Here is a 22,613-nt window from a genome sequence, read left to right as displayed (position 1 = left end):
AATGCCCTGGGAGGGGATATGTGGGGAATCCAGCTGGGCCGCCTTGTCGCGGCCCTTTCATTTTTTCTTGGCGGTGCGGTCGCTGCGGCGCCGCCGCTGGAAGACTTCTTTCGCAAGCCGCAGATCGCGGCGCCCAAGCTCTCGCCCGATGGCCGCCACCTGGCGGTGCAGGTGGCGGGCGGCGACGGCGTGGTACGTCTGGCGGTGATCGATCTGGTGGCGCTCACCGAAGCCAAGGTGGTGGCCGGCTTCAGCAATGCCGATGTGCACAGCCATCACTGGGTCAACGACCAGCGCCTGGTGCTGAGCATCAGCGTGGCGCAGAACGGCACGAGCCCGCAGATCGACCCGGGCCTGTGGGCGGTGAATCGCGACGGCAGCGACTTGCGGCCGCTCATCAAATCGGTCAGCCAGTTCATCAAGGAAGCATCGCAGATCACCGATCGACGCCTGGATCGCAACTGGCAGTTCCACAGCGTGGCCGACGACGGCAGCAGCGATGTGTTCGTGGTGCGCCAGCGCTGGTCGAACGAGCCCGAGTCCGTCGGCCTGGGCCTGGCGCGCCTGGATACCCTCACCGGCAAGCTCACGAGCCTCGCCACCGGCGCGCCCAGCCATGTGACCGGCTGGGTGCTGGATACCGAGGGCCGACCGGCCGCGCTCACCACGGCGCAGCAGGGGCGCTATGCCTCCTATCTGCGCGATGCCGAGGGGCGCTGGCAGCTTTGGCAGGAGGGCGACAACTACCGCCAGAGTTTCGATATGCCCTATTGGTTCGGCCCCGATGGCCAGACCCTGGTGGCCAACAATCGCAGCGGCTTCGATGCGCTCTACCGCCTCGATCGCAAGACCCTGCAGCGCGAAGCGCAGCCGCTGGTCTCGCTACAGGGCTACGACTTCAGGGGCAGCCTGGTCTACGACAAGCAGGCCAGGCAGCTGCTGGGCGTGCATTACGAGAACGATGCACCCGGCAGCGTGTGGCTGCATCCGCAGCTCAAGCAATGGCAGGCGGCCATCGATGCCAAGCTGCCCGGTACCATCAACCGCATCCACTGCAATCGCTGCCTGACGGCCTCGCGCCTGGTGGTCTCGGCCTACTCGGACCAGCGCCCCGCAAACTTCTACCTCTATATGCCGGCGAGCGGAGAACTGCAGGCCCTGGCCGCTTCGATGCCCTGGATCAAGCCGGCCGAGATGGGGCGGCGCGACATGGTGCGCATCCAGGCCCGCGACGGCCTGGAGCTGCCCGTGCTGCTGACCCAGCCGGCCGATCGGGCGCAGGCGGCGCGGCCCGCGGTGCTGCTGGTGCATGGCGGACCCTATGTGCGCGGCACGCATTGGCCCTGGGAGCCGATGGCGCAGTTCCTCGCCTCGCGCGGTTATGTGGTGATCGAGCCCGAGTTCCGCGGCAGCACCGGCTATGGCCAGGCGCATTTCAAGGCCGGCTGGAAGCAATGGGGCCTGGCGATGCAGGACGATGTGGCCGACGCGCTGGGCTGGGCCGTCAAGCAGGGCCTGGTCGACCCCAAGCGTGTCTGCATCGCCGGCGCCAGCTATGGCGGCTATGCCACCCTGATGGGCCTCATCAAGCAGCCCGAGCTCTACCGCTGCGGCATCAACTGGGTCGGCGTGACCGACATCGAGCTGCTCTACAGCATCCACTGGAGCGATCTGGGTGGCGAGTGGAAGGGCTATGGCATGCCCGTGCTGGTGGGCGACCGCGACAAGGATGCCGAGCAGCTGCGCGCCACCTCGCCGCTGCAGCGTGCGGCCGAACTCAAGCGCCCGCTGCTGATGGCCTATGGTGCCGAGGACCGCCGCGTGCCGCTCAAGCATGGCCTGGCCTTCCGTGACGCCATGCCCAAGGATCAGGAACTCGAATGGGTGGTCTACGACCACGAGGGCCATGGCTGGCGCGAGCTCAAGACCCAGCAGGACTTCTGGGGCCGGGTGGAGCGCTTCCTGGCCCGCCATCTCGGGGCTGCACCCTGAGGCGGTTTATTGGATGATGCGGGCATTGAAAATGACGGAGCAGCGATGAATCCAGAGCGCCCACAGCGCAAATCGTGGCTGGACGGCTTCATGGCCTATCCCCTGCCGGCGGGTGTGTCGGAGGCCGAGGTGCGGCGCCATATCGTGCTGCTGGACCAGGCCCTTTACGAGCGCTGGTGCCTGGGCCAGAACCTGCTCTATGCCTGGACCCCGAGCGAGCAGGGCCTGGCGGTGCTGGTGGCGCCGCACACCTTGCTGACCGAGTTCGCGCAGGGCGCCGGCGATGCGGCCGAGAAGGATCGCCGTGCCGCCTTGCTGGAGGGCTTGCTGGCGCACCAGGAGCATCTGGAGGCGGCCGAGTTCGAGCGCATCGCGGCCGAGCTGGGCCTGCAGCCCCAGCCGATCGCGCTGCCCTTCGCGCCGGCGCGCGGCCTGGGCCTGCCCCTGGTGGCGGCCATCGTCGAGCGTTACGGCATCCGCCTGGTGGAAGACCGCGCGGTGATCCTGCTCGACGCGGTGGGCTTCTCGCTGCTCACGCCGCTGGAGCAGGTGGTGCAGCTGGGCAGCCTGTCCTGCTCGGTGAACGCCGCCTACGCCAAGCTGCTGGACCGCGAGATCAATATCAACTTCGCGCGCACCACCACCGGCGACGGCTTCTACATCTGGAATCGGCGCCGCGGCATCGCCGCCAATGTGGAGCTCTACCAGCTCATGCAGTTCATCCTGGCCGACAACGCGCTGGCACGCGAACGCGCCGCGCGGCCCAGCGCGGTGCCGCTGCTGCGCGCCTGCTTCCACGTCGGCTCGCATTACGAGTTCTACCAGAGCGAAGGGCTGAACCCGACCTCGTTCAGCTATTTGGTCGGCCAGGTCACGATCGAGCTGGCGCGCATGATCGAGCGCGCCCTGCCGGGCCAGATCCTGCTGGGCAAGTTCCGCACCATGATGCGCGAGCAGCAGCCCGGCGCGGCGCCGGCGCTGATCGACAGCGTCGCCTTTGTCGAGCGCACGCGCGAGCCGCTGCAGAAGCTCAACGGCCTGGCGCTGGGCGGCTCGGCGATCGACGAGATCGCCTGCTACCTGACCGGCCGGCGCGGCGAGGCGGGCGACGAGTTCGGCATCAGCGAGTTCGAGCTCACCGACAAGCATGGCCTGGCGCACCGCGTCTACAACGCCAAGATCAATATCCACCGGCGCGACGGCGAACCCATCTACCTGGGCCTGCGCGAGGACGACCTGGGCGCCTTCCCGGCGCGGGTGGTGGAGGCATGAGCGCGCGGGCCGTTGCGGTGCGCGCGCTCGCGGCCGGCCTGCTGGTGCTGGCCGGTTGCGGCGGCGGTGGTGGTGGCGGCGATGCCGGCGCACCGGCGCCCGTTGCCGAGCCGGCGCTGGGCGCGCAATGCCTGAGCGGCTCGGTGGCGCGCCTGGAGCTGCCCAGCGCCGCGCTCACCGGGCGCAACACCGAGCTGAGCCTGTTGTCCTGCGGCACGGCGATCTTCACCGAGCTGCGCTGGACCCAGAGCGCCGGCCCGGCGCTCAAGCCGCTGTCGGCGCGCTCGCAGGCCCTCACGCTGGAGCCCGCCGAGCCCGGCAACTACCGCTTCGACCTGAGCTTCCGCGACGAGGCCGGCGTGCTGCGCAGCGGCTCGGCCGAGTTCAGCGTGGCGGCCGCCAGCGAGCCCGGCCTGGTGCTGCGCGGCGAGCCCTCGACCTATGGCCAGGGGGCGCTGTCGCTGCGCGCCTGGGCGCCCGGGCTGAGCCAGGCCGAGCGCGATGGCGCCCGGCTGCAATGGAGCGTGGTCGATGGGCCGGCCACCACCCTGAAGGAAAGCGAGGGCTGGCGCGTGCTGCTGACGGCGCCGGCGGTCAGCCGCGACAGCCTGCTGCGCCTGCGCGCCACCGCCACGCTGGCGAGCGGCCGCACGCTCAGCCAGGACTTCCGGCTGCTGGTGCAGGCGCCGCCGCACCAGGCCGGCAGCGACGCCCTGTTCAAGGCCAGCGATCCGGTCTCGCGCGTCTACCCCTACCTGGGCAGCAGCCCGCATGCGCAGGCGCTGCAGGACTGCGTCTACGCACCCAGCCTCAGCAACAGCAACACCTGCACGCTGGGGCGCCTGCCCTTGCTGGGGCAGGAGACGCGCGGCGAGCTGCCCACGGTGGCACAGGTGATGCAGCGCGTGCTGGTCTCCAACGACTGGATGGGCGAGGCCTTCGAGAATTTCCTGCGCACCCAGGACACGCAAGGCGATTTCCGGCGCCTGCTCAACGCCACCACGGCGGTGGTGATCGGTGGGCGCGTGCGGCCCTCGTTCTACTGGAGCGCCACCGGCGCCATCTACCTGGACGCCGCCAACCTCTGGAGCAGCCCCGAGCAGCGCGACACCCTCAGCGAAACCCCCGACCCGCGCAGCGACTATGGCGCCGAGCTGCACTACGCCGCACCCTGGCGCTATGTGCGCAACAACCAGTACGCCGCCGGCATCTATCCGGTGGCCGAGCGCGGCACGCGCGAGCCCGGCGCCCTGGTCTATGCCCTGGGCCCGCTGCTGTACCACGAGCTCAGCCATGCCGGCGACGCCGTGCCGCCGCGCCTGCATGCGCTGCTGAGCGGCGATCTGCGTGTCTGGCAGGCCAGCCCCGCGCTCACCACTGCCAAGGATCTGGCGCAGCGCCTGCCCTTCTACTCGCAGGAAATGGTGGCGCTGGGCCGCGTGCAGTTCTTTGGCGTGAAGGCGACGGCGGCGCAGATCGCCTACCAGCCGGCGGACATCGTGCGCTTCTTCAGCCAGGACCGCGTCAACGACGATTACAACTATTCCATGCCCGAGGGCGCCACGGTCTCGGCCGAGGACCCGGCCATGCTGGCCGAGGAGGCGATGATGCAGCTGCGCTATGGCGTGCTGCGCGACTTCGCCATCACCCCGGCCTTGCCCAGCGGTGGCAGCAGCGCCGAGCTGATCGTGCAATGGGGCCAACGCGGCCGCATCGGCGAGGCGGCCCTGCGGCCGCGCGTGGCCCTGGTGCTGGAACAGCTGATGCCCTGGTTGGCGCCCGGCTTCGCCGATGCGCTGGCGCCGCCGCTGGCGCTCCAACCCGGCCTGAGCTGGGGGCAGAACCTCGACCAGGCCGCCATCGCCGCCGGCCAGCCGCGCGCGCTGAGCGCGCGCGAGCGCCTCATCGAGGCCGAGCATGCGCAGCAGCGTGGCAGCGAAACGGCGCGCCGCGTGCGCGCCCAGCAGCTGCGGGACGGCGGCACGGGCCTGCGGCGCTAGCCGCAGGGGTCAGGCCTTGCCCTGTGCTCATGGCGTGAGATCAAGGTGCACAATCAGGCACAGCCAATGCAAAGTGCTCCTGCCCGGGGCGATGTCGTGAGCGTCTGCTGCTGATGAAATTGCCCAAGCCTTCCTTGTCCTTGCGCAGCGTCGTGCTGCTCGCCGTGGTGGTGGGGATCGCGGTGCCGGCGCTGCTCCTGCTGGCCTTCAGCGAGTCGCTGGTGCGGCGCAGCCTGGAGCCCCTGCTGGAGGGCCAGCGCTCGGCCGTGCTGACCCTGGCCGCGAACGGCCTGGCCGAGCCGCTCTGGACCGTCGACAGCCAGGCGGTGCAGCGCGCGCTCGAGCAGCTGCTGTCGGACGCCAGCGTTTGCGGCGTCGAGCTGAGCGAGGAGCGCCCCGGCGCGCCCAACCTGTTGTTCAAGAAATGCAGCCCGGACTGGCCCACCGTGACCCTGGTGGCGGCGGTGCGGCGCGACAACCAGGTGCTGGGCTCGCTGAGCGTGCGCTTCGACGATGCCGCGCTGGAGCACACCCTGGCCGGCGGGCGCGAGCAGATCGCGCTGATCGTCGGCCTGCAGGTCGTGATGGGCGTGACGGTGATGCTGCTGGTGCTCTATCTGCGCCTGGTGCGGCCGATCGACCGGCTCAAGCAGCAGGCCAGCGCGATCGCCCAGCGCGAAGCGGTGGTGCGCCTGCCCTGGAACCGGCGCGACGAGCTGGGCCAGCTGGGCGAACACCTCAACGAGGTGGGCGACCGCATCGACACCCTGATCGCCGACCTGGAGGGCAAGAACGCCCAGCTGCACCAGATGGCCATGTACGACCATCTCACCGGCCTGCCGAACCGCACCCTGTTCCGCGAGGTCTTCCAGCATGAGGCGGCGGTGGCCAAGCGCGATGGCTCCAGCCTGGCCCTGCTGTTCGTCGACCTGGACCGCTTCAAGGCCATCAATGACTCGCTGGGCCATGCCGCCGGCGACAACATGCTGCTGGCCGCCAGCGAGCGTCTGCGCCACACGGTGCGCGAATCGGACCTGGCCTGCCGTGTCAGCGGCGACGAATTCCTGCTGCTGATGCGCGAGGCCTCGCCCAGCGACGTGGTCGCGCATGCCGCCCAGCGCCTCATCTCCACCCTGAATGCGCCGCTGCAGCTGCCCGAGGGGCTGGGCACGGCGAGCGTCTCGGCCAGCATCGGCATCGCCATGTTCCCGCGCGATGGCGAGGACTTCGACACCCTGGTGCGCCACGCCGACCTGGCCATGTACCGCGCCAAGCAGCAGGGCCGTTCGCGCTACAGCTTCTTCCAGCAGGACATGGATGCGAATGCGATGGCCAGGCTGGCGCTGGAGCGCGAGCTGGTGGCCGCGCTGGCCGAGCAACAGCTGGAGCTGCATTACCAGCCCATCATCGACGCCGGCTCGGGCCGGGTCTGCGGGGTGGAGGGCCTGATGCGCTGGCAGCATCCGCAGCGTGGCCTGCTGATGCCGGGCAGCTTCATCACCCTGGCCGAGGAGTCGGGCCAGATCCAGGCCTTGGGGCGCTGGACGGTGGAGGTGGCCTGCGCCCAGCTGGCCGAGTGGAAGGCCGCCGGCCGCCACCCGGGCAATCTGGCCATCAACCTCTCGGCCCTGCAGTTCCGCGACCAGCGCCTGCCCGAGCAGGTGGCCGACGCGATGCGCCGCCATGGCGTGCTGCCCGGCGAACTGAGCATCGAGCTGACCGAAAGCACCCTGATGAGCGACAGCGACCTGTCGATGCAGACCATGGCGCGGCTGCGCGCCCTGGGCGTGGCGCTCTCGGTGGACGATTTCGGCACCGGCTATTCCTCGCTCTCCTACCTGAAGCTGCTGCGCCCGGCCAAGCTCAAGATCGACCGCAGCTTTGTGCACGACCTGCCGGTCAGCGCCGACGACCGCGCCCTGGTACAGGCCATCCTGGGCCTGGCGCAGGCGCTGGGCATTGGCGTGGTGGCCGAGGGCGTCGAGACCGAAGCGCAGCGCGAGGTGCTGCTGGAGCTGGGCTGCGCGCAGCAGCAGGGCTATTTCTATGCCCGGCCGGCCGCGGTGGCCAGCGTCACCGAGCGCCTGCCGGTCTGGCCGCCGGCCGCCTGATCCCATTCGCCCCGGCAGACCGCAATTCGCGCCACGCTGCTGGCGATTCGTCGCCTGCCCCTGGCCCGCGCGCGCCCGGCTGACGAAACTGCAGGCATCGTCAACAAGCCCGGAACTCCAAGGAGTCCACCATGAACGCAGCCGCCAAGACCCTCATGACCGCCGTGCTCGCTGTGGCCAGCGCCGTGATGACCGGCCTGCTGCTGGCGGACCAGACGGATCCTTATGCGAGCCATGCGGTGACGCAGCACGACGCGCTGTTCTCGCAGGCCAAGGCTGCAGGCGCCAGCCCGCTCAAGCCGAGTTAGGGCCTGTTAACGCGACGCCGATGGGTCGCATTGTCGGCCAGAAAGGCCGCAGGCAAGGCGCAAACCGCAGCCGGGTTGGCTCACCCGGCGAGGATTTGCAACGCGGCCTGCGGCCTTTCTGGCCACAACCCTGCGGGAAGGCTCGTCTCAGCGGGCCACGCGTCGTTGCAACGCTGGCCCGCACGCGAGTGCGGGCGGCGCGCTGCGCCTAGCTTGGCCCGCTGAGGCGAGCCTTCGCGGCCCATCGGCGTCGTGTTAACAGGCCCTCAGCTGCACCGGAATGCGGCGCCGCCCGAAGTGGCCCGCCTGTGCCGCGAAGCGCCCGGCCAGCGCCGTGCCGCAGCCCGGGCAGCGGCCGGCGGCGTCGAGGCGGTAGCTGCCGATCTCGTACCAGTCGCGCGTGATCAGGCATTCGCCGCAGTTCGTGCATTGGGTACTGCCGCCCTCGGTGTCGTGCACATTGCCGGTGTAGACATGCCGCAGGCCCTCGCCCTGCGCAATCTGCCGGGCGCGTTGCAGCGTGGCCAGCGGCGTGGCCGGCAGCTTGTCGAGCTTGTAGTCCGGGTGAAAGGCGCTGAAATGCAGCGGCACCTCGGGCCCCAGCTCGCGCGCCACCCAGGCCGAGAGGGCCCGCAACTCGGCATCGCTGTCGTTCAGCCCGGGAATCAGCAGGGTGGTGATCTCCAGCCAGCAGTCGGTCTCGTGGCGGATGTAGCGCAGCGTCTCCAGCACCGGGGCCAGGTGCGCGCCGGTCTGCTTGAAGTAGAAGTCTTCGCTGAAGCCCTTCAGATCGACATTGGCCGCGTCCATGCAGGCATAGAACTCGCGCCTCGGCGCGGCACTGATATAGCCCGCCGTCACCGCCACCGCCTGCAGGCCCAGCGCATGGCAGGCCTCGGCGGTGTCGATCGCATACTCGGCAAAGATGACCGGGTCGTTGTAGGTGAAGGCCACGCTGCGGCAGCCCAGCTCCTGGGCGGCCATGGCAATGCGCTCGGGCGCGGCGGCATCCATCAGGCGGTCCATCTCATGGCTCTTGGAGATGTCCCAGTTCTGGCAGAACTTGCAGGCCAGGTTGCAGCCGGCGGTGCCGAAGGAGAACACGCTGCTGCCCGGGTAGAAATGGTTCAGCGGCTTCTTCTCGATCGGGTCGACGCAAAAGCCCGAGCTGCGGCCATAGGTGGAGAGCAGCATCTGCCCGCCCTGGCGCTCGCGCACGAAGCACAGGCCTCGCTGGCCCTCGTGCAGCTTGCATTCACGCGGGCAGAGGTCGCATTGGATGCGGCCGTCGTCCAGGCCATGCCACCAGCGCGCCGGATAGTTGCTCATGGCTGCACCTCGCTGAAGCTCTGCACCTGGTAGCGCGCCAGCTGCAGGTCCTCGGCCCAGAAGTCGGCGGCCAGGCCGGCCTTCTGGCGCAGCGCGCGCAGGAAGTCCAGCGGCAGCGGCAGCTGCGCCCACACCTGCGGCAGGAAGGTGGCGCGCCGTCCGTGCCAGCCGAGCACCAGCCCGTCGATGCCCGGGCGCAGCTCTGCGCAGGCCTCCTCCAGGCTGCGCACCGGCAGCGGCTCGGCCGGGCCGAGCAGCGATACCTCGATCTCCAGCTGCGGCCACTCCTGCGCTGTCAGCGGCGCGAAACGCGGGTCCTCGAAGGCCGCGGCGCGCGCCCGGGTCGGCAGCACGTCCTTCAGCAGCTCGTCGGCCTCCAGCGTGCCGATGCAGCCGCGCAGCCTGCCCTGGGCATGCAGGGTGACGAAGCAGGCACCGGGCTGCTCCAGGCGCGGGTGCCAGGGCTCGGCGCGCAGCGGCAGGCCCAGTGCGCCGGCGATCGCATTGCGCGCACGCGCCAGCAGGGCCTGGCCCAGTTCGCCGGGCGTGGCAAAGGCCAGCGCCGCATAGCCGACCACGCGGCTCTTGTCGCCCGCCGTGTCGCCGGAGTTGCGCAGGTCCAGCAGGCGCCCGGCCAGGCCATGGGCGCGCGCCGCCAGCATGGCGCCGGCCAGGGGCGTGGCGCCGCAGGCCTGCTCATGCGTGGGCGCCTGTTGCAGCGCCAGCAACTGCCGCACGGTGTCGCCGTCGATGGCCCGCGCCTGGGCATAGGGCAGGTAATGCGAGAGGTCGGAGCTGATCACGATCAGGGTCTCGTCGCCGCCCCACAGCAACTCCAGGGCTTCGGCCACCTCGGCCGCGCTGGCCTGGCCCACCACCAGGGGCACCAGGCTGAAGTCGCCCAGCAGCTGCTGCAGGAAGGGCAGCTGCACCTCCAGCGAATGCTCGAAGGCATGGGCGTCGGCATCGCGGCACAGCTGGGGCAGGGCGCTCAGCTGCGCGACCGCGGCCTGGTCCACGGCCAGCTCGCCCAGCGGGGTGGCAAAGCGCTGCGCCCCGGGCAGGCCCAGGCCGCGCAGCGCCACCCGGTGTGCCGGGCCCAGCAGCACGACGCGCCGGATCTGCCCGCGCCAGGGCCGCAGCAGCGCATAGGCATGGGCGGCCACCGGGCCGGAATAGCGATAGCCCGCATGCGGCACGACCAGCAGCTTGGGCGGCCGCGCCTCCTGCGCGGGTGGCACCGCATCCAGATAGCTGCCCAGCTCGCGCACCAGCGCCTCGGGGTGGGCCGGGTAGAAGCTGCCGGCGACGGCAGCGGGGCGGGTGGCAGCAAGCATGGCAGGCCTCGTACAGCGGGCGATGCCCGAATATGCGTGCCGCCGGGCCGAATCTCAAGAGGCGGCTTCGCGCTGCGCCGCGATCCACTGGTCCAGCCGGGCTTCCAGCATGTCCAGCGGCAGGGCGCCGCCGGCGAGGATGAGGTCGTGATAGCCGCGCACATCGAAGCGCGGCCCCAGCGCCGCCTCGGCCTTGGCGCGCAGGGCCAGCATGCGCAGCTGGCCGATCTTGTAGGAGAGCGCCTGCCCCGGCCAGCCGATATAGCGGTCGATCTCGTTGACGATGTCGACCTCGGTCTTGGCGGCGTTGGCGCGGAAGTAGTCGATGGCCTGCGCGCGCGTCCAGCGCATCGCGTGCAGGCCGGTGTCCACCACCAGGCGCACCGCGCGCCACATGTCGTAGGTCAACTGGCCGAAGCGCGCGTACGGGTCCTGGTAGAGCCCCAGCTCATAGCCCAGCCGCTCGGCATAGAGCGCCCAGCCTTCGACATAGGCGTTGATGTCGGCAAAGCGGCGGAACTTGGGCAGGTCCTGCTGCTCCTGGGCCAGCGCGATCTGCAGATGATGGCCGGGCACGGCCTCGTGGGCGGTCAGCACCTCGATCTCGTAGCGGGGCCGCATCTCGGGCCGGTAGAGGTTGACGTAGTAATAGCCGGCGCGCGTGCCGTCCACCGAGGGGCCGCTGTAATAGGCGGCGGTGGTATTGGGCGCGCTGGTGGCGGGGATGGCGCGTACGCCGTAGGGGCTGCGCGGCAGCTTGCCGAACAGGCGCGGCAGCTCGGGCTCGATGCGCTTGGCCGCCATCACATAGGCGGCAAACAAGGCCTCGGGCGTGTCGTAATAGAACTGCGGGTCGCTGCGCAGCTTGGCAAAGAACTCGGCCTTGCTGCCCTGGAAGCCCAGCTGGTCCATCACCTGCTGCATCTCGCCATGCAGCCTGGCCACCTCGGCCAGGCCGATGGCGTGGATCTCGGCGGCCGTCAGCGTGGTGCTGGTGTGGTGCTCGATGCGGTTCTGGTAATAGGCCAGGCCGTCGGGGGTGTCCCAGATGCCCACGCTGTCGCGGCAGGCGGGCAGGTAGCGGCTGCGGAAAAAGGCCTCGAAGCGCCGGTAGGCCGGCACGATCCGATCGGCGATCAGCGCGCGTGCCCGCGCCTGCAGCGCCGGCACGCCCGGCATCGTTGCCGGCAGCTGCCCGAAGGCGGCGTAGAAGGGGCTTTGCGTCGGCTCGTCGACCAGCTGCATCGCGAGCTGTGGCAGCACCCGCTCCATCAGCAGGCGCGGCTGGGTGCGGCCGTCGCGGGCGCTGCGTGCGAGCAGCGCCTCGAACTGGGCCAGGTAGTCCGGCAGGCCCTGCAGGCGCTGCAGCCAGACCTCGACCTCGGCCGGGCTGCCCAGCGGCATCAGCTCGCTCAGCTCGTTGAGCGATTGCGGGCCGTCGCGCGCGGTGATGCTGTAGGCCTCGGGGTGCAGGGGCTGCAAGGCCAGCCGCGCCTGCAGCAGGTGCTCGAACAGCGCGTGGTTGAGCTGCTCCTCGGCCGGCAGGGCGCTGCGTGGCAGGGCGCGCAGCCGGGCCAGGGCGTCCGCATTGGCGGCATGGGCGCGCGCCTCGGCGGCCGGGCTCAGGTCCGGCCAGAGATGGTTGTAGGCGGTCTCGCCGTAGTAGCTGGCGAGCAGGGGGTTCTCGGCCATGTCGCGCTGCCAGGTGGCGTCGAACAGGGCGTGCAGGGCTTGGATCGGCATGGCTCGAGTGTCCATCAGCTGGCCTGCCCGCTGCGCGTTCATCGCCCGCAAGCGCAGTTCAGCCGCTGGCTCTGCAGCTCCGTCGCCTGGGCCTGGAGCCGCGGCCGGCCTTTGACGAAACTGCAATCACTGACACAGCCAACCCAAGGAGCCCATCATGATGAACAGCACCAGCTACAAGGCATTTTTCTTCGGCATCGTTTCCGCCCTGGCCATCTCGGCGGCGTTCACGCACCAGACCGAAGCGGCGCAGGCGCCGAAGCAGGAAATCGTCAAGCTCGAGCGCGTCATCATCGAGGGCAAGCGCCTGCAGCCTAACGAGCAAGTGGCGCAGCTGCCGCGCGTGGTGATCGAGGGCCGCAGCCTGAACCATGGCGTGCAGCTGGCGTCGGCCCAGCCGGCCTGTGTCGCGCAGACGCTCTGCTGAGGCCTGGCGGCCACGCTGTCTCAGTCAGAGCAAGGTTTTCTTCGCTCGCACCAAGCCCGGCCCCGGCCGGGCTTTTTCATTTCAGTCCGTGCCCAGCACGCGCAGGATCTCGCTGCCATAGGCCTCCAGCTTCTTGGCGCCCACGCCGCTGACACGGGCCAGCTCGTCCAGGCTGCGCGGATGCTGCTTGGCCATCTCGGCCAGGGTGACGTTCTGGAAGATCACATAGGCCGGCAGGCCGTGTTCCTTCGCAACCTCGGCGCGCCAGGCCTTGAGCTGGCCGAAGCGCTGCTGGGCCTCGTCGTCCAGGTCAATCGCCTCGCCTTTGCCGCCCTTTTGGGTGGTGGGCCGGGCCGTGCGCGAGAGCTTGCCCTTCTTGGGCGCCACCGTGGGCACGCGCAACAGCAGCTGCACCTCGCCCTTCAGCACGGCGCGCGCCGTTTCGCTCAAGGCCAGGGTGTTGTACTCGCCCTCGGCCACCACATGGCCCAGCGCCACCAGCTGGCGCAGCACCGCGCGCCATTGCTGCTCGGAGAGGTCGGCGCCGATGGCCCAGGTGCTCAGGTGCTGGTGGCCGTATTGCTTGACCTTGTCGGTCTCCTTGCCGCGCAGCACGTCCAGCAGATGGCCCACGCCAAAGCGCTGGCCGCCGTTCTGGTGGAAGCGGTAGATGCAGGAGAGCGCCTTGCGCGCGGCCTCGGTGCCGTCCCAGGTGGCGGGCGGGTGCAGGCAGTTGTCGCAGTTGCCGCAGGGCTTGCTGTGCTCGCCGAAATAGCCCAGCAGGCGCACGCGCCGGCAGTCGGTGGCCTCGGCCAGGGCCAGCAGGGCATCGAGCTTGCCGCGCTGCACCTTCTTGAAGTCCTCGCTGGCGGGGCTTTCGTCGATCATGCGGCGCTGGTTCACCACATCGGCCAGGCCATAGGCCATCCAGGCATCGGCCGGCGCGCCATCGCGTCCGGCGCGGCCGGTCTCCTGGTAATAGCTCTCGATGTTCTTGGGCAGGTCCAGGTGGGCGACGAAGCGCACGTCGGGCTTGTCGATGCCCATGCCGAAGGCGATGGTGGCCACCATCACGATGCCGTCCTCGCGCAGGAAGCGGTCCTGGTGGCGCTGGCGCACGCCAGCATCGAGCCCGGCGTGATAGGGCAGGGCCTTGATGCCCTCGCCCTCCAGCCAGGCGGCGGTTTCCTCCACCTTCTTGCGGCTCTGGCAGTAGACGACGCCGGCCTCATCCTCATGCTCGTCGTGGATGAAGCGCAGCAGCTGATCGCGCGGCTTGTCCTTCTCGACGATGGCGTAGCGGATGTTGGGCCGGTCGAAGCTGGAGATGAAGATGCGCGCGTCTTCGAGCTTGAGGCGCTCGATGATGTCGGCGCGCGTGATGTCGTCGGCGGTGGCGGTGAGCGCGATGCGCGGCACCTCGGGGAAGCGCTCGTGCAGCAGCGACAGCGCCAGGTACTCGCTGCGGAAGTCATGCCCCCATTGGCTGACGCAATGCGCCTCGTCGATCGCGAACAGGCTCAGCAGGCCGCGCTCGCGCAGCGAATCCAGCTGGGCCAGGAAGCGCGGGTTGGTGATGCGCTCGGGCGCGGCGTAGAGCATCACCAGTCGGCCGCTCATCATCTCGCGCTCCACATGCGCGGCCTCCTCGCTGCTGAGCGTGGAGTTGAGGAAGGCGGCATGCACGCCGGCCTCTTCCAGCGCACCCACCTGGTCGTGCATCAGCGCGATCAGCGGGCTCACCACGATGCTCACGCCCTGGCGCGCGCGGTGGCGGGCGATGGCCGGGATCTGGTAGCACAGGCTCTTGCCGCCGCCGGTGGGCATCAGCACCAGCGCGTCCCCACCATGGGTGACATGCTCGACGATCTCGCCCTGGGCGCCCCGGAAGGCGGCATAGCCAAACACCTCTTGCAGGATGTCGGAGGGGGCGTGATGATGGTCGGCGTGCTGGCTCATAGAGCCCGCGATTGTCGAGGAGATTGCGCGTGACCGAGAAAGCCGATGCCTGGCGCGCCCAAATGAGTCGGCCGACGGGTCGCGATTTCACGCCGCCGCCCATCCCCGACGACGAGGCCGAGCGCCTCGCCACGCTGCAGGCGCTGCGCATTCTCGACACCCCGCCCGAGGAGCGTTTCGACCGCTTCACGCGCCTGGCCAAGCGCCTGTTCGGCGTGCCCATCGTGGCCATCACCCTGATCGATGCCGAGCGCCAATGGCACAAGTCCGTGCAGGGCCTGGAGCTCGCCGAGCTGCCGCGCCCGCTCTCGTTTTGCGGCCATGCCATCCTCAGCGACCAGCTGCTGCTGGTACCCAACGCCCATGCGGACGCGCGCTTTGCCGGCAACCCGCTGGTGACCGGTGAGCCCTTCATCCACTTCTATGCCGGCCAGCCGCTACGCGCACCGAACGGCAAGCGCATGGGCAGCCTGTGCCTGATCGATACCCAGCCCCATCCCTTTGACGCCGATGACGAGGCCCTGCTGCGCGACCTGGCCCTGATGGTGGAGCATGAGCTGGCGATCCTGCAGATCGCCACGCTGGACGAGCTCACCGGCCTTACCAACCGGCGCGGTTTCGAGGCGCTGGCGCGGCATTCGCTGGGCATGTGCCGGCGCCTGCAGCGGTCGGCCTCGCTGCTGTTCTTCGACCTCGATCGCTTCAAGCAGATCAATGACGAGTTCGGCCATGCCGAGGGCGACCGCGCCCTGATCGATTTCGCCGCGCTGCTGCGCCGCACCTTCCGCGAGTCCGATGTGGTGGCGCGCCTGGGCGGCGACGAGTTCGCGGTGCTGCTGACGAATGCGGCGCATCTGGAGCGCGACGCGGCGCTGGACCGGCTGGCCTTCGCGGTGGCGGCCCACAATGCCCAGCCGGGGCAGCTCTATGCGCTGCAGTACAGCGTGGGCTGCGCCGACTTCGACGCCGCGCGCCATGCCGGCGCCGCCGAGCTGCTGGCCGAGGCGGACCGCCTCATGTACCGGCAAAAGCATGCCGGGCGGAAAACCTAGCGAAACATCCGCGCTAGCGCTTGTCGCCCAGGCCCTTGATGCTGGAGGTGCCGGCCACGCTGGGCCTGACGGTCGGGCGGCCCCAGTAGTCGATGAAGCCGGCGCCGGCGATCTTGATGCGCAACTCCTCCTGCACCCACAGCGTGGCATTGCCGAGGCCGCTGATGGTCACATTGGCCTGCTGGCATTGCAGGTTCTCGGCCTGCAGCCGGCCCTTGCCGGCCACATGCAGGCTCAGCTCGCGCACCCGGCCGCTGGCCTGGGCCTCGCCGGCGCCGGCCATGCTGAACTGCAGGCTGTCGGCGGTCACGTCGTCCAGCCGCGCCTGGCCGGTGCCCGCCAGCTTCACCACCAATTTCTCGGCGGCCAGCGGCCCGGGCGCCTGCAGATTGGCCGCGCCCGCCAGGCTGATGCCGGAGAGCTTGCGCGCGGTGACGGAGATCTGCAGCCGGCTGGAGGTCCAGAACTTCCAGCCCTCCCTGCTCTGCACCGTGAGGATGTTGTCCTCCAGCGAGACCCGCACGCCCTTCTGCACATCGGCATCGCCGGCGATGAAGACCTGGTCCTCGTTGCCCTGCACCAGCTTGACATCGGCGGCGCCGCCGATGGCGATCTTCTCGAAGGGGCCGGGCGTGTAGAGCTTGCCCTCGTTGGCCTGGGCGGCTGCCGCCAGGCAGCAGCAGAGGCCGCCGACGACCAGGGTGCTGCGCATCGCGATGCTCATATCGATTGCTCCCGCAGGCGCTTGGAAACCTCACGGCTGGCGGTGAAGCGGGCGCCATCCTGCATCTGCACCACCAGCTGTGAGCTCTCGTCGGGCGTCATCGATTCGACGAAGTCCAGGTTGACGATGCAGCCGCGCTGCAGCTTGATGAAGCGGCTGGCGTCCAGGCGCTGCTCGAAGCTGGTGATGGGCAGGCGCACCAAGAACTGGCGCCCCTTGCTGGCCACCGCGGTGTACTTGGTGTCGGAGCGCAGGTACTCGATCGCCTCCACTTGCAGCGGGAAGATCTTGCCCTGGTCGCGCACCAGGATGCGCGTCAGCGGCGTCTGATCCTGGTCTTCCTGCGTCAGCGCCTCCAGCGCGGGCAGCGCTTGCTGAGCCTGAGGGAGCTGGCTGCCCAGCGCCTGCAGCGCGTGCTCCACGGCTTCCTGGAAACGCTCCTGCGCATAAGGCTTGAGCAGATAGTCCAGCGCATGCAGCTCGAAGGCGGCCAGCGCATGCTCGTCGTAGGCGGTGGTGAAGATCACCGCCGGTGCCGGCCCCGTCAGGCTGCCGCTGGCACGCTCGGCGGCGAGCGCGCGCAGCACCTGCAGGCCGGTCATGCCGGGCATGTTGATGTCCATGAAGACCAGCTCGGGCTTGAGCGCGCGGATCTGCGCCAGCGCGCTGTCGCCGCTGCTGCAGCTCGCCACCAGCTCCAGCTGCGGCAGCTCGGCCACCCAGGCGGCCAGGGCCTCGGCGGCCAGCGGTTCGTCTTCGGCGATCAGGGTACGGGTACGTTTCATGTCTGGGGTATCCACAGGTCGACGCGAAAGCCCTGGCCGGGTGCGGTGTGCACGCGCAGCCGGGCACGGCCCTCAAAGTCCAGCGCAAAGCGGCGCTTCAATGCGCTCAGGCCGATGCCGCGGCCGGGGCGGGGCTGCTCCAGCAGGGCGGGGTCGCAGCCGGCGCCGTCGTCCTGCACGGTCAGGGCCAGGCCCTGGGTGAGGGCGTCGCGGCGCGCGCTGATGCTGATGCAGCCGCCCTCGGCGCGCGGGGCGATGCCGTGCAGGATGCAGTTCTCCACCAGCGGCTGCAGGGTCAGCGGCGGGATGTCGTCGCCCAGGGTCTGGGTGTCGAGCTGCCATTCCACGCGCAGGCGCTGGCCCAGGCGCAGCGCCTCCAGGGCCAGGTAGTCGCGCACGAAGTCGATCTCCTCCTGCAGCGCCACGCGGTCGCTGGCCTCGCGTTTGCTGGCCAGTACATAGCGCAGCATGCCGGAGAAGCGCAGCAGGCCCTGCTCGGCCGCCTTGGCATCCTTGCGCGTCAGCGCGATCAGCGAGTTGAGCGTGTTGAAGAGGAAATGCGGATTCAGCTTGCCGCTGATGGCGGCCAGCTCGGCGCGTGCCAGCGCCGATTCGGCCTGGGCCGCGGCCACCGCGCTGGCGCGCGCCTGGCGGGCATTCAGCACCGAGACGAAACCGGTGGCCAGGGCGGCGTAGACCAGCACGCCCCAGATCAGGCGCCACACCAGGTTCTGCTCCAGCATGGCCTCGGCATGCTCGAGGCCGAACAGGCCCCAGGCCAGCAGCACATTGCCGGCCAGCCAGGCCTCGCTGAAGACGATGGCGGCGCCCGCATGGCAGGCCAGCTGGGCCGCAGAGGGCCAGGACTTGCGCTGCAGCCAGGCCGCCACCGGATAGACCGCCGCGCCCAGCAGCATCGGCGCCCACAGCGAGGTGGTGGCCTGGTAGACCGCCTCCCAGAGTTCCCAGGTGCCGCGCTGCAGCTCGGTGCCGGCCAGCACGAACAGCAGCCAGGTCAGCAGGCAGGCACCGGTATAGCCCAGCCAGAGCTTGCGCTGGCTGCCGGCGGGCGGCAAGGCGGGCTGCTTGGAGGGAATGATGGGGCCGGAGCGCATGGGCGCATCTTAGGCAAGCGCCGGGCCCGCCGCGGGGCCGCGGAGATCAAGTGCGGGCCTGGGGGCGCCAAATGCCAGATTGCTGGGGGCACAGCCGGGCCCATGTCTGCAACTCGCCACGCCGCTCGGCGATGAAACGCCGGGCCGCGGCGGCATCGGCAAAGGCAGGCAGATTGGGCGTGCGCATCGGCCCCAGCAGCGCCGAGCCCTGCACATAGATGGCGGCCTGCGCCGCCAGCCAGGCGCCGCTGGCCATGTCGCGCACATAGGCGGCCAGCACCTCGCCGGCCTGGCGCCCGGGCGTATAGCGCGCAGGCGCCTGCAGATAGCGCAGCAGGCTGTCGGGCGAATCGAAGAAGTAGGCGTCGCCGTCGGCAAAGATCAGCTGCGCGGCCCAGGCCGGGGCGCGCGCCGGAAACATGCCGCAGACCGGGCAGCGCGCCCGCTCGGGCAGGGCGCGCGCCGCCGCCGGGCCCAGGCCCGAGGCCGGGTCGTAGGGCGTGGGCGGGGCCTGGAAGCAGACCTCGCCCATGCCCGCATGCGCCGCATGCTCGGCCCTCGGTGCGGCGCTGCCCAGCAGGCCGGCGCTGGCGGCGCTGCCCAGCCAGGTCAGCAGGGATCGACGCGAGATCGCCATTGCCTCACAGCCTCTTACATGCGGCTGTCGTGCAGGGCGCCGCCGCTCAGGTCCACCAGCTCGGGCTTGACCTCGGCGAAGCGCAGCACCCGCCCGCCATGCTGGGCCGCGAAGGCCTTGGCGGCGGCCTCGTCGCGGAAGCTGGCAAGCGTCGGGCCCATCGAGCCATGGCGCTTGCTGCCATGCACATAGAAGCCGCTGCGCGCGTCGAACCAATGGCCGCGCGGTTGCTCCCAGTCGGCCAGGGCCATGTCTTGCGTGAACACCGCGCGCACCGTCTTGACCTGCTCGGGTCTGAGCAGCACCGAGAACATTTCCACCGTGTCGCAGTACCAGGTCGGCTTGCTTTCGCCGGCGTAGTGGATCTGCGCCTTGGGGCCCGCGTAGTCGGCCAGCAGCATGCCGTCCAGGTCGCAGGTGCTCGCGGGCTCGATCTCGGCCGCCACCAGGGGCGCCTCGGCGGGCTTGCCGCAGGCGGCCAGTAGCAAGGTGGCGGCACCGCCGGCGAGCAGCAGGCGGCGGTTCATCATCATCGTCGGTGTCGTCATACCTTGAATCTCCAGGAAGCCAGCGCCAGCGGGCCGAGGATCCAGCCCAGCATGGCCGCGCCCATCAGCCAGGGGTTGGCCAGCGCGGGCGGCACGATGCTGGCCAGGCCGTAGAGGCTGCGCACCTCGTCGAGCGAAAACACATTCAGGATGCGGTACAGATCGGCCGGGTTGAGCAGCAGCACATAGGCCAGCGCCTCGCCACCATAGGCGCCACCGCTGGCCACCAGCAGGCCCAAGAGCAGCAGGTCGAACACCAGCACGAAGCCGAACCACAGCGCGATCGCCAGGCCCGAGGCGCGCGTGCGGTCGCGCGCCAGCACCGAGAGCAGCAGTGCCAGGCTCAGGAAGGCCAGGCCCAGCAGCGCCGAGCTCAGCACAAAGCCCAGGTAGTGGTAGAGCCCGGCCCAGCTGAACTGCTGGTACAGCAGCACCGCCACCAGGGCGAAGCCGGCCAGGGTGGAGAGCGTGAGCGCCGCGGCCAGGCCCAGGTACTTGCCCAGCAGCAGCTCCAGCCGGGTGATGGGCAGGGCCAGCAGCAGGTCCAGCGAGCCGCGCTCGCGCTCGCCCACCACCGCGTCGAAGCCCAGCAGCAGGGCGATCAGGGGCACCAGATAGATCACCAGGCTGACCAGGCTGGCAATCGTGAACTCGATCGAGCGTGGCCCCACCTGGCCCTGGCTGGCGCCGCCGAAATAGGTGATGACGAGCGAGAACACCGTGAACACCAGCGCTACCGCCAGCACCCAGCGGTTGCGCAGGCGGTCGCGGAATTCCTTGCCCGCCAGCGTCAGTACTTGTCGAAGTTCCAGGCTCATGGGGCCTCCCGCAGGCCGAAGAACATGTCTTCCAGCGTGGGTTCATGGATCTGCACATCCTGCAGGCGCGCGGCCAGCGGCGCGAGCGCGCCCAGCAGCGCCATCTTGGCCGGGCGCGGGCAGCTGAAGCGTAAGAGCCCCTCGGCCTCGCGGAATTGCAGGCTGCCCAGCGGGCGCAGGCCCTCGCGCAGGGCCGGATGCTCGGCCGGCGCCGCGGCCAGCGAGACCTGCAGCGGCAGCTGCAGCTGCTCGCGCAGCTCGCTCACGCTGCCCTGGGCCTGGACGCGGCCGTTGGCCATGATGGCCAGGCGGTCCACGCGCTCCTGCAGCTCGGCCAGGATGTGCGAGGTGATCACCAGGGTCACGCCCTGGGCGCGCAGGCCGTTCAGCACCGCATAGAACTCGCGGATCGCGCTGGGGTCCAGGCCGGTGGTGGGCTCGTCGAGGAACAGCACGCGCGGCGCGCCCAGCAAGGCCTGGGCAAAACCCAGGCGCTGGCGCATGCCCTTGGAAAACTCGCGCACCGCGCGCTGGGCCGCGCCAGCCAGGCCCACCTGCTCCAGCAGGGGCGCGCATTGCGCGGCGGGTGCGCCCTTCAGCTTGGCGAAGAACTGCAGGGTCTCGAGCGCCGTGAGGTTGTCGTACAGCACCAGGTTCTCGGGCAGGTAGCCGATGCTGCGGCGCGCGGCGCGGAAGTCGCGCCCGCCCACATCGCTGCCGTTCACCAGGATCTGGCCGGCGCTGGGCCGGATCAGCCCCAGCATCATCTTGAACAAGGTGCTCTTGCCGGCGCCGTTGTGGCCGATCAGGCCCAGCAACTGGCCGCGCGGCACGGCGAGGTCCACGCCGTCCACCGCTGTCAGCGCGCCGTAGCGCTTGCTGACGCCGCGCAGGCGGATGGCAGCGTCGCCATCAATGGTTGTTGAATCGCTTGTCACGCCAAGTGCTCCATGTCTTGTTGGCCGGGGCCATGCGGGGCGCGTCGTCCACCACGCTGGGCACGCGCAGCACCGGGAACTGCCGGCCCACCAGGCGCAGGGCCTGCACCGCGGGGCTGCCCAGCAGCAGCTTCATCTCGGGGTGGCGCCATTGCAGGCGGTCCACCATGTCGTTGGCCTCGTAGGGCAGGTCGCCGATGCCGTCGCCATCGCGGTCCCAGCCCAGGTAGTTGCTCCAGTGGTTGCCCTTGTCCTTCTCGCCGGGGCGGCCGCCCCAGCGCTCGTCGCGTGCGCCCACATAGCGCACCTGCTCGCGGTTGGCGACGAAGTCATTGCCCTCCACCACATTGCGCGTGGAGCCGGCGGCCAGGTGCACGCCCACCTGGTTGTCCACCACCAGGTTGCCGCGCAGGGTGACGTACTCGACGTCGTAGATGAAGAAGCCGCGCGCATTGCCGGCGATGACGTTGTCTTCCACCACCGAGTCCTGCAGGGTGCGCAGCATGATGCCGTGGTCGCTGTTGCCCCAGGTGCGGTTGTGGCGAACGATCTGGTTGCGCGCCTCCATCAACGCCAGGCCGCCGCGGTTCTGGTAGCTGTCGTTGTCCTCCCACAGGTTGTAGTAGGAGTTCATGTAATGCGTGCCGTAGCGGCTGTGGTGCAGGCGGTTGCCCTTGAACACCGCATGGTGCGAGACGTCCACATAGAGCGCGTCGCGCACGAAGCCGATGTGGTTGGCGAGGATGCGCGCGCCCTCGGTGTTGTAGAGCTGGATGCCGTTGCCGCGCTGCGAGCTGTTGTACTCGCGCTTGCCGGTGATGACGTTGGCCTCGATCAGCACCTCGTTGGCCTTCTCGATCCAGAGCCCGAACAGGTTGTAGCTGAGCTCGCAGTGCCGCACCACGGCGCGGTGCGCGCCGGGGCGGATGTAGATGCCGGCGTTCTGATCCTTCAGGCTGTCGCCCGAGTCGCGCACCAGCAGGCCCTCGATCACGACGTCGGGGGCGGTGACGCGGATGGTGTCGCCCTTCATGCCGCCGCTGATGGTGGGGCGCCCCTCACCACGATTCAGGCCGCGCAGGGTCAGCGGCTTGTCCACCAGCAGGTTCTCGGCATAGCGGCCGCGTTCGATCTCGATCACATCGCCGGGCGCGGCGCGCGCGATCGCGGCCTGCACCGATTCGCCCGGCTGCACGCGCAGGGTGGCGGCCTGGGCTGACCCCAGCAGCACCGCCATCAAGAGGCAGGCCCACCATCTCATCCCAGCATCCCCAGCGACTTCAGCGTCAGGAACAGGGTGGCGCCGATCAGCAGGTTCTTGAAACCCACATAGCTCGCCATGTCCATCCAGCCGGCCACGCGGTAGTTGGCGCGCCACCAGGGGCCGTCCTTCACATAGCGGCGGCCGCTCATGCGTATCAGCACCTCGTAGACGCTCCAGCCAAACCACCAGCCGATGATGGCGGCCGAGGAGAGCCGGCCGCTGGCGGCCAGCAGCCAGGCCAGGCTGGCCGCCAC

Annotated in this window: 20 protein-coding genes; 7 read left to right on the top strand and 13 right to left on the bottom strand. The window is 69.9% G+C overall.

The features are described from left to right. Positions 1–18: 18 nt before the first annotated feature. The 5 genes from AC3WQY_RS03395 (at position 19) to AC3WQY_RS03375 (ending at position 7,683) form a co-directional block, all read left to right on the top strand. Entirely contained in the window at positions 19–1,992 is a 1,974-nt protein-coding gene (locus tag AC3WQY_RS03395) for an alpha/beta hydrolase family protein (RefSeq protein WP_492705805.1), read from the top strand. Between the two features lie 45 nt (positions 1,993–2,037). Next, positions 2,038–3,264 carry a hypothetical protein gene (locus AC3WQY_RS03390; RefSeq protein ID WP_492705803.1) on the top strand — a complete coding sequence of 409 codons (1,227 nt, stop codon included), beginning with the start codon at positions 2,038–2,040 and terminating at the stop codon, positions 3,262–3,264. Beyond that, positions 3,261–5,264, top strand: a complete 2,004-nt coding sequence (locus AC3WQY_RS03385) for a hypothetical protein (protein ID WP_492705801.1) — start codon at positions 3,261–3,263, stop codon at positions 5,262–5,264. Before AC3WQY_RS03390 ends, AC3WQY_RS03385 begins: the two co-directional genes overlap by 4 nt. 113 nt (positions 5,265–5,377) lie before the next feature. After that, positions 5,378–7,375 carry a putative bifunctional diguanylate cyclase/phosphodiesterase gene (locus AC3WQY_RS03380; RefSeq protein ID WP_492705799.1) on the top strand — a complete coding sequence of 666 codons (1,998 nt, stop codon included), beginning with the start codon at positions 5,378–5,380 and terminating at the stop codon, positions 7,373–7,375. A 131-nt stretch (positions 7,376–7,506) separates the two neighbouring features. Further along, complete coding sequence (locus tag AC3WQY_RS03375; protein WP_285234224.1) at positions 7,507–7,683, top strand: hypothetical protein; 177 nt, start codon at positions 7,507–7,509, stop codon at positions 7,681–7,683. 255 nt (positions 7,684–7,938) lie between these two features. On the opposite strand, the gene amrS is transcribed toward AC3WQY_RS03375, so the two are convergent. The 3 genes from amrS to AC3WQY_RS03360 are packed head-to-tail and all read right to left on the bottom strand — an operon-like array spanning position 7,939 to position 12,092. Further along, positions 7,939–9,012 (bottom strand): AmmeMemoRadiSam system radical SAM enzyme, encoded by a 1,074-nt coding sequence (gene amrS / locus AC3WQY_RS03370; RefSeq protein ID WP_492705796.1) that lies wholly within the window; start codon positions 9,010–9,012, stop codon positions 7,939–7,941. Then, entirely contained in the window at positions 9,009–10,349 is a 1,341-nt protein-coding gene (gene amrB, locus AC3WQY_RS03365; protein WP_492705794.1) for an AmmeMemoRadiSam system protein B, read from the bottom strand. The genes amrS and amrB overlap by 4 nt, the downstream gene beginning before the upstream one ends. A 54-nt stretch (positions 10,350–10,403) precedes the next feature. Next, positions 10,404–12,092: a DUF885 domain-containing protein gene (locus AC3WQY_RS03360; RefSeq protein WP_492705792.1), complete on the bottom strand. Its 1,689-nt coding sequence runs from the start codon at positions 12,090–12,092 to the stop codon at positions 10,404–10,406. A gap of 157 nt (positions 12,093–12,249) precedes the next feature. Between AC3WQY_RS03360 and AC3WQY_RS03355 the strand changes: the two genes are divergently transcribed. Continuing rightward, on the top strand, positions 12,250–12,519 hold the full coding sequence (locus AC3WQY_RS03355; RefSeq protein ID WP_285234218.1) for a hypothetical protein: 270 nt from the start codon (positions 12,250–12,252) through the stop codon (positions 12,517–12,519). An 81-nt stretch (positions 12,520–12,600) separates the two neighbouring features. Here the strand turns inward: AC3WQY_RS03355 and recQ are convergent, their stop codons facing one another. Further along, positions 12,601–14,478: a DNA helicase RecQ gene (recQ, locus tag AC3WQY_RS03350; RefSeq protein WP_492705789.1), complete on the bottom strand. Its 1,878-nt coding sequence runs from the start codon at positions 14,476–14,478 to the stop codon at positions 12,601–12,603. Between the two features lie 29 nt (positions 14,479–14,507). Here recQ and AC3WQY_RS03345 point away from each other — a divergent pair, with 29 nt between their 5' ends. Continuing rightward, positions 14,508–15,530 (top strand): GGDEF domain-containing protein, encoded by a 1,023-nt coding sequence (locus AC3WQY_RS03345; RefSeq protein WP_492705787.1) that lies wholly within the window; start codon positions 14,508–14,510, stop codon positions 15,528–15,530. Between the two features lie 13 nt (positions 15,531–15,543). Here AC3WQY_RS03345 and AC3WQY_RS03340 read toward each other — a convergent pair whose 3' ends face one another. The 9 genes from AC3WQY_RS03340 to AC3WQY_RS03300 form a co-directional block, all read right to left on the bottom strand. Next, entirely contained in the window at positions 15,544–16,254 is a 711-nt protein-coding gene (locus AC3WQY_RS03340) for a head GIN domain-containing protein (protein ID WP_492705785.1), read from the bottom strand. Next, positions 16,251–17,039 carry a LytR/AlgR family response regulator transcription factor gene (locus AC3WQY_RS03335; RefSeq protein ID WP_285234212.1) on the bottom strand — a complete coding sequence of 263 codons (789 nt, stop codon included), beginning with the start codon at positions 17,037–17,039 and terminating at the stop codon, positions 16,251–16,253. The genes AC3WQY_RS03340 and AC3WQY_RS03335 overlap by 4 nt, the downstream gene beginning before the upstream one ends. Then, complete coding sequence (locus AC3WQY_RS03330; protein WP_285234210.1) at positions 17,036–18,154, bottom strand: sensor histidine kinase; 1,119 nt, start codon at positions 18,152–18,154, stop codon at positions 17,036–17,038. The genes AC3WQY_RS03335 and AC3WQY_RS03330 overlap by 4 nt, the downstream gene beginning before the upstream one ends. A 46-nt stretch (positions 18,155–18,200) precedes the next feature. After that, positions 18,201–18,791 (bottom strand): nitrous oxide reductase accessory protein NosL, encoded by a 591-nt coding sequence (locus AC3WQY_RS03325; protein WP_492705782.1) that lies wholly within the window; start codon positions 18,789–18,791, stop codon positions 18,201–18,203. 14 nt (positions 18,792–18,805) lie between these two features. Beyond that, positions 18,806–19,339 (bottom strand): nitrous oxide reductase accessory protein NosL, encoded by a 534-nt coding sequence (locus tag AC3WQY_RS03320; RefSeq protein ID WP_492705780.1) that lies wholly within the window; start codon positions 19,337–19,339, stop codon positions 18,806–18,808. After that, complete coding sequence (locus tag AC3WQY_RS03315) at positions 19,336–20,157, bottom strand: ABC transporter permease (protein WP_285234208.1); 822 nt, start codon at positions 20,155–20,157, stop codon at positions 19,336–19,338. The genes AC3WQY_RS03320 and AC3WQY_RS03315 overlap by 4 nt, the downstream gene beginning before the upstream one ends. Beyond that, on the bottom strand, positions 20,154–21,095 hold the full coding sequence (locus AC3WQY_RS03310; protein WP_492705778.1) for an ABC transporter ATP-binding protein: 942 nt from the start codon (positions 21,093–21,095) through the stop codon (positions 20,154–20,156). Before AC3WQY_RS03310 ends, AC3WQY_RS03315 begins: the two co-directional genes overlap by 4 nt. Then, the gene (locus tag AC3WQY_RS03305; RefSeq protein ID WP_492705776.1) at positions 21,070–22,356 is read right to left on the bottom strand and encodes a nitrous oxide reductase family maturation protein NosD; all 1,287 of its coding nucleotides are present in this window, start codon (positions 22,354–22,356) and stop codon (positions 21,070–21,072) included. Before AC3WQY_RS03305 ends, AC3WQY_RS03310 begins: the two co-directional genes overlap by 26 nt. Beyond that, positions 22,353–22,613 (bottom strand): hypothetical protein (locus AC3WQY_RS03300; protein ID WP_492705774.1); only part of this gene is annotated, 261 nt, incomplete at its 5' end. The genes AC3WQY_RS03305 and AC3WQY_RS03300, both read right to left, overlap by 4 nt.

This window comes from Roseateles sp. FW301-B2 (assembly GCF_058788955.1).
The sequence above is the reverse complement of the archived record's forward strand: the minus strand, read 5'-3'. Positions and strand labels throughout refer to the sequence as shown.

Coding starts and splice junctions, on each gene's coding strand:
- AC3WQY_RS03395 (WP_492705805.1), top strand. CDS start 19: ATGTGGGGAATCCAGCTGGGCCGCCTTGTCGCGGCCCTTTCATTTTTT.
- AC3WQY_RS03355 (WP_285234218.1), top strand. CDS start 12,250: ATGATGAACAGCACCAGCTACAAGGCATTTTTCTTCGGCATCGTTTCC.
- AC3WQY_RS03325 (WP_492705782.1), bottom strand. CDS start 18,791: ATGGCGATCTCGCGTCGATCCCTGCTGACCTGGCTGGGCAGCGCCGCC.
- AC3WQY_RS03380 (WP_492705799.1), top strand. CDS start 5,378: ATGAAATTGCCCAAGCCTTCCTTGTCCTTGCGCAGCGTCGTGCTGCTC.
- AC3WQY_RS03375 (WP_285234224.1), top strand. CDS start 7,507: ATGAACGCAGCCGCCAAGACCCTCATGACCGCCGTGCTCGCTGTGGCC.
- AC3WQY_RS03330 (WP_285234210.1), bottom strand. CDS start 18,154: ATGCGCTCCGGCCCCATCATTCCCTCCAAGCAGCCCGCCTTGCCGCCC.
- AC3WQY_RS03340 (WP_492705785.1), bottom strand. CDS start 16,254: ATGAGCATCGCGATGCGCAGCACCCTGGTCGTCGGCGGCCTCTGCTGC.
- AC3WQY_RS03360 (WP_492705792.1), bottom strand. CDS start 12,092: ATGCCGATCCAAGCCCTGCACGCCCTGTTCGACGCCACCTGGCAGCGC.
- AC3WQY_RS03320 (WP_492705780.1), bottom strand. CDS start 19,339: ATGACGACACCGACGATGATGATGAACCGCCGCCTGCTGCTCGCCGGC.
- amrB (WP_492705794.1), bottom strand. CDS start 10,349: ATGCTTGCTGCCACCCGCCCCGCTGCCGTCGCCGGCAGCTTCTACCCG.
- AC3WQY_RS03315 (WP_285234208.1), bottom strand. CDS start 20,157: ATGAGCCTGGAACTTCGACAAGTACTGACGCTGGCGGGCAAGGAATTC.
- AC3WQY_RS03385 (WP_492705801.1), top strand. CDS start 3,261: ATGAGCGCGCGGGCCGTTGCGGTGCGCGCGCTCGCGGCCGGCCTGCTG.
- AC3WQY_RS03305 (WP_492705776.1), bottom strand. CDS start 22,356: ATGAGATGGTGGGCCTGCCTCTTGATGGCGGTGCTGCTGGGGTCAGCC.
- amrS (WP_492705796.1), bottom strand. CDS start 9,012: ATGAGCAACTATCCGGCGCGCTGGTGGCATGGCCTGGACGACGGCCGC.
- AC3WQY_RS03390 (WP_492705803.1), top strand. CDS start 2,038: ATGAATCCAGAGCGCCCACAGCGCAAATCGTGGCTGGACGGCTTCATG.
- AC3WQY_RS03335 (WP_285234212.1), bottom strand. CDS start 17,039: ATGAAACGTACCCGTACCCTGATCGCCGAAGACGAACCGCTGGCCGCC.
- recQ (WP_492705789.1), bottom strand. CDS start 14,478: ATGAGCCAGCACGCCGACCATCATCACGCCCCCTCCGACATCCTGCAA.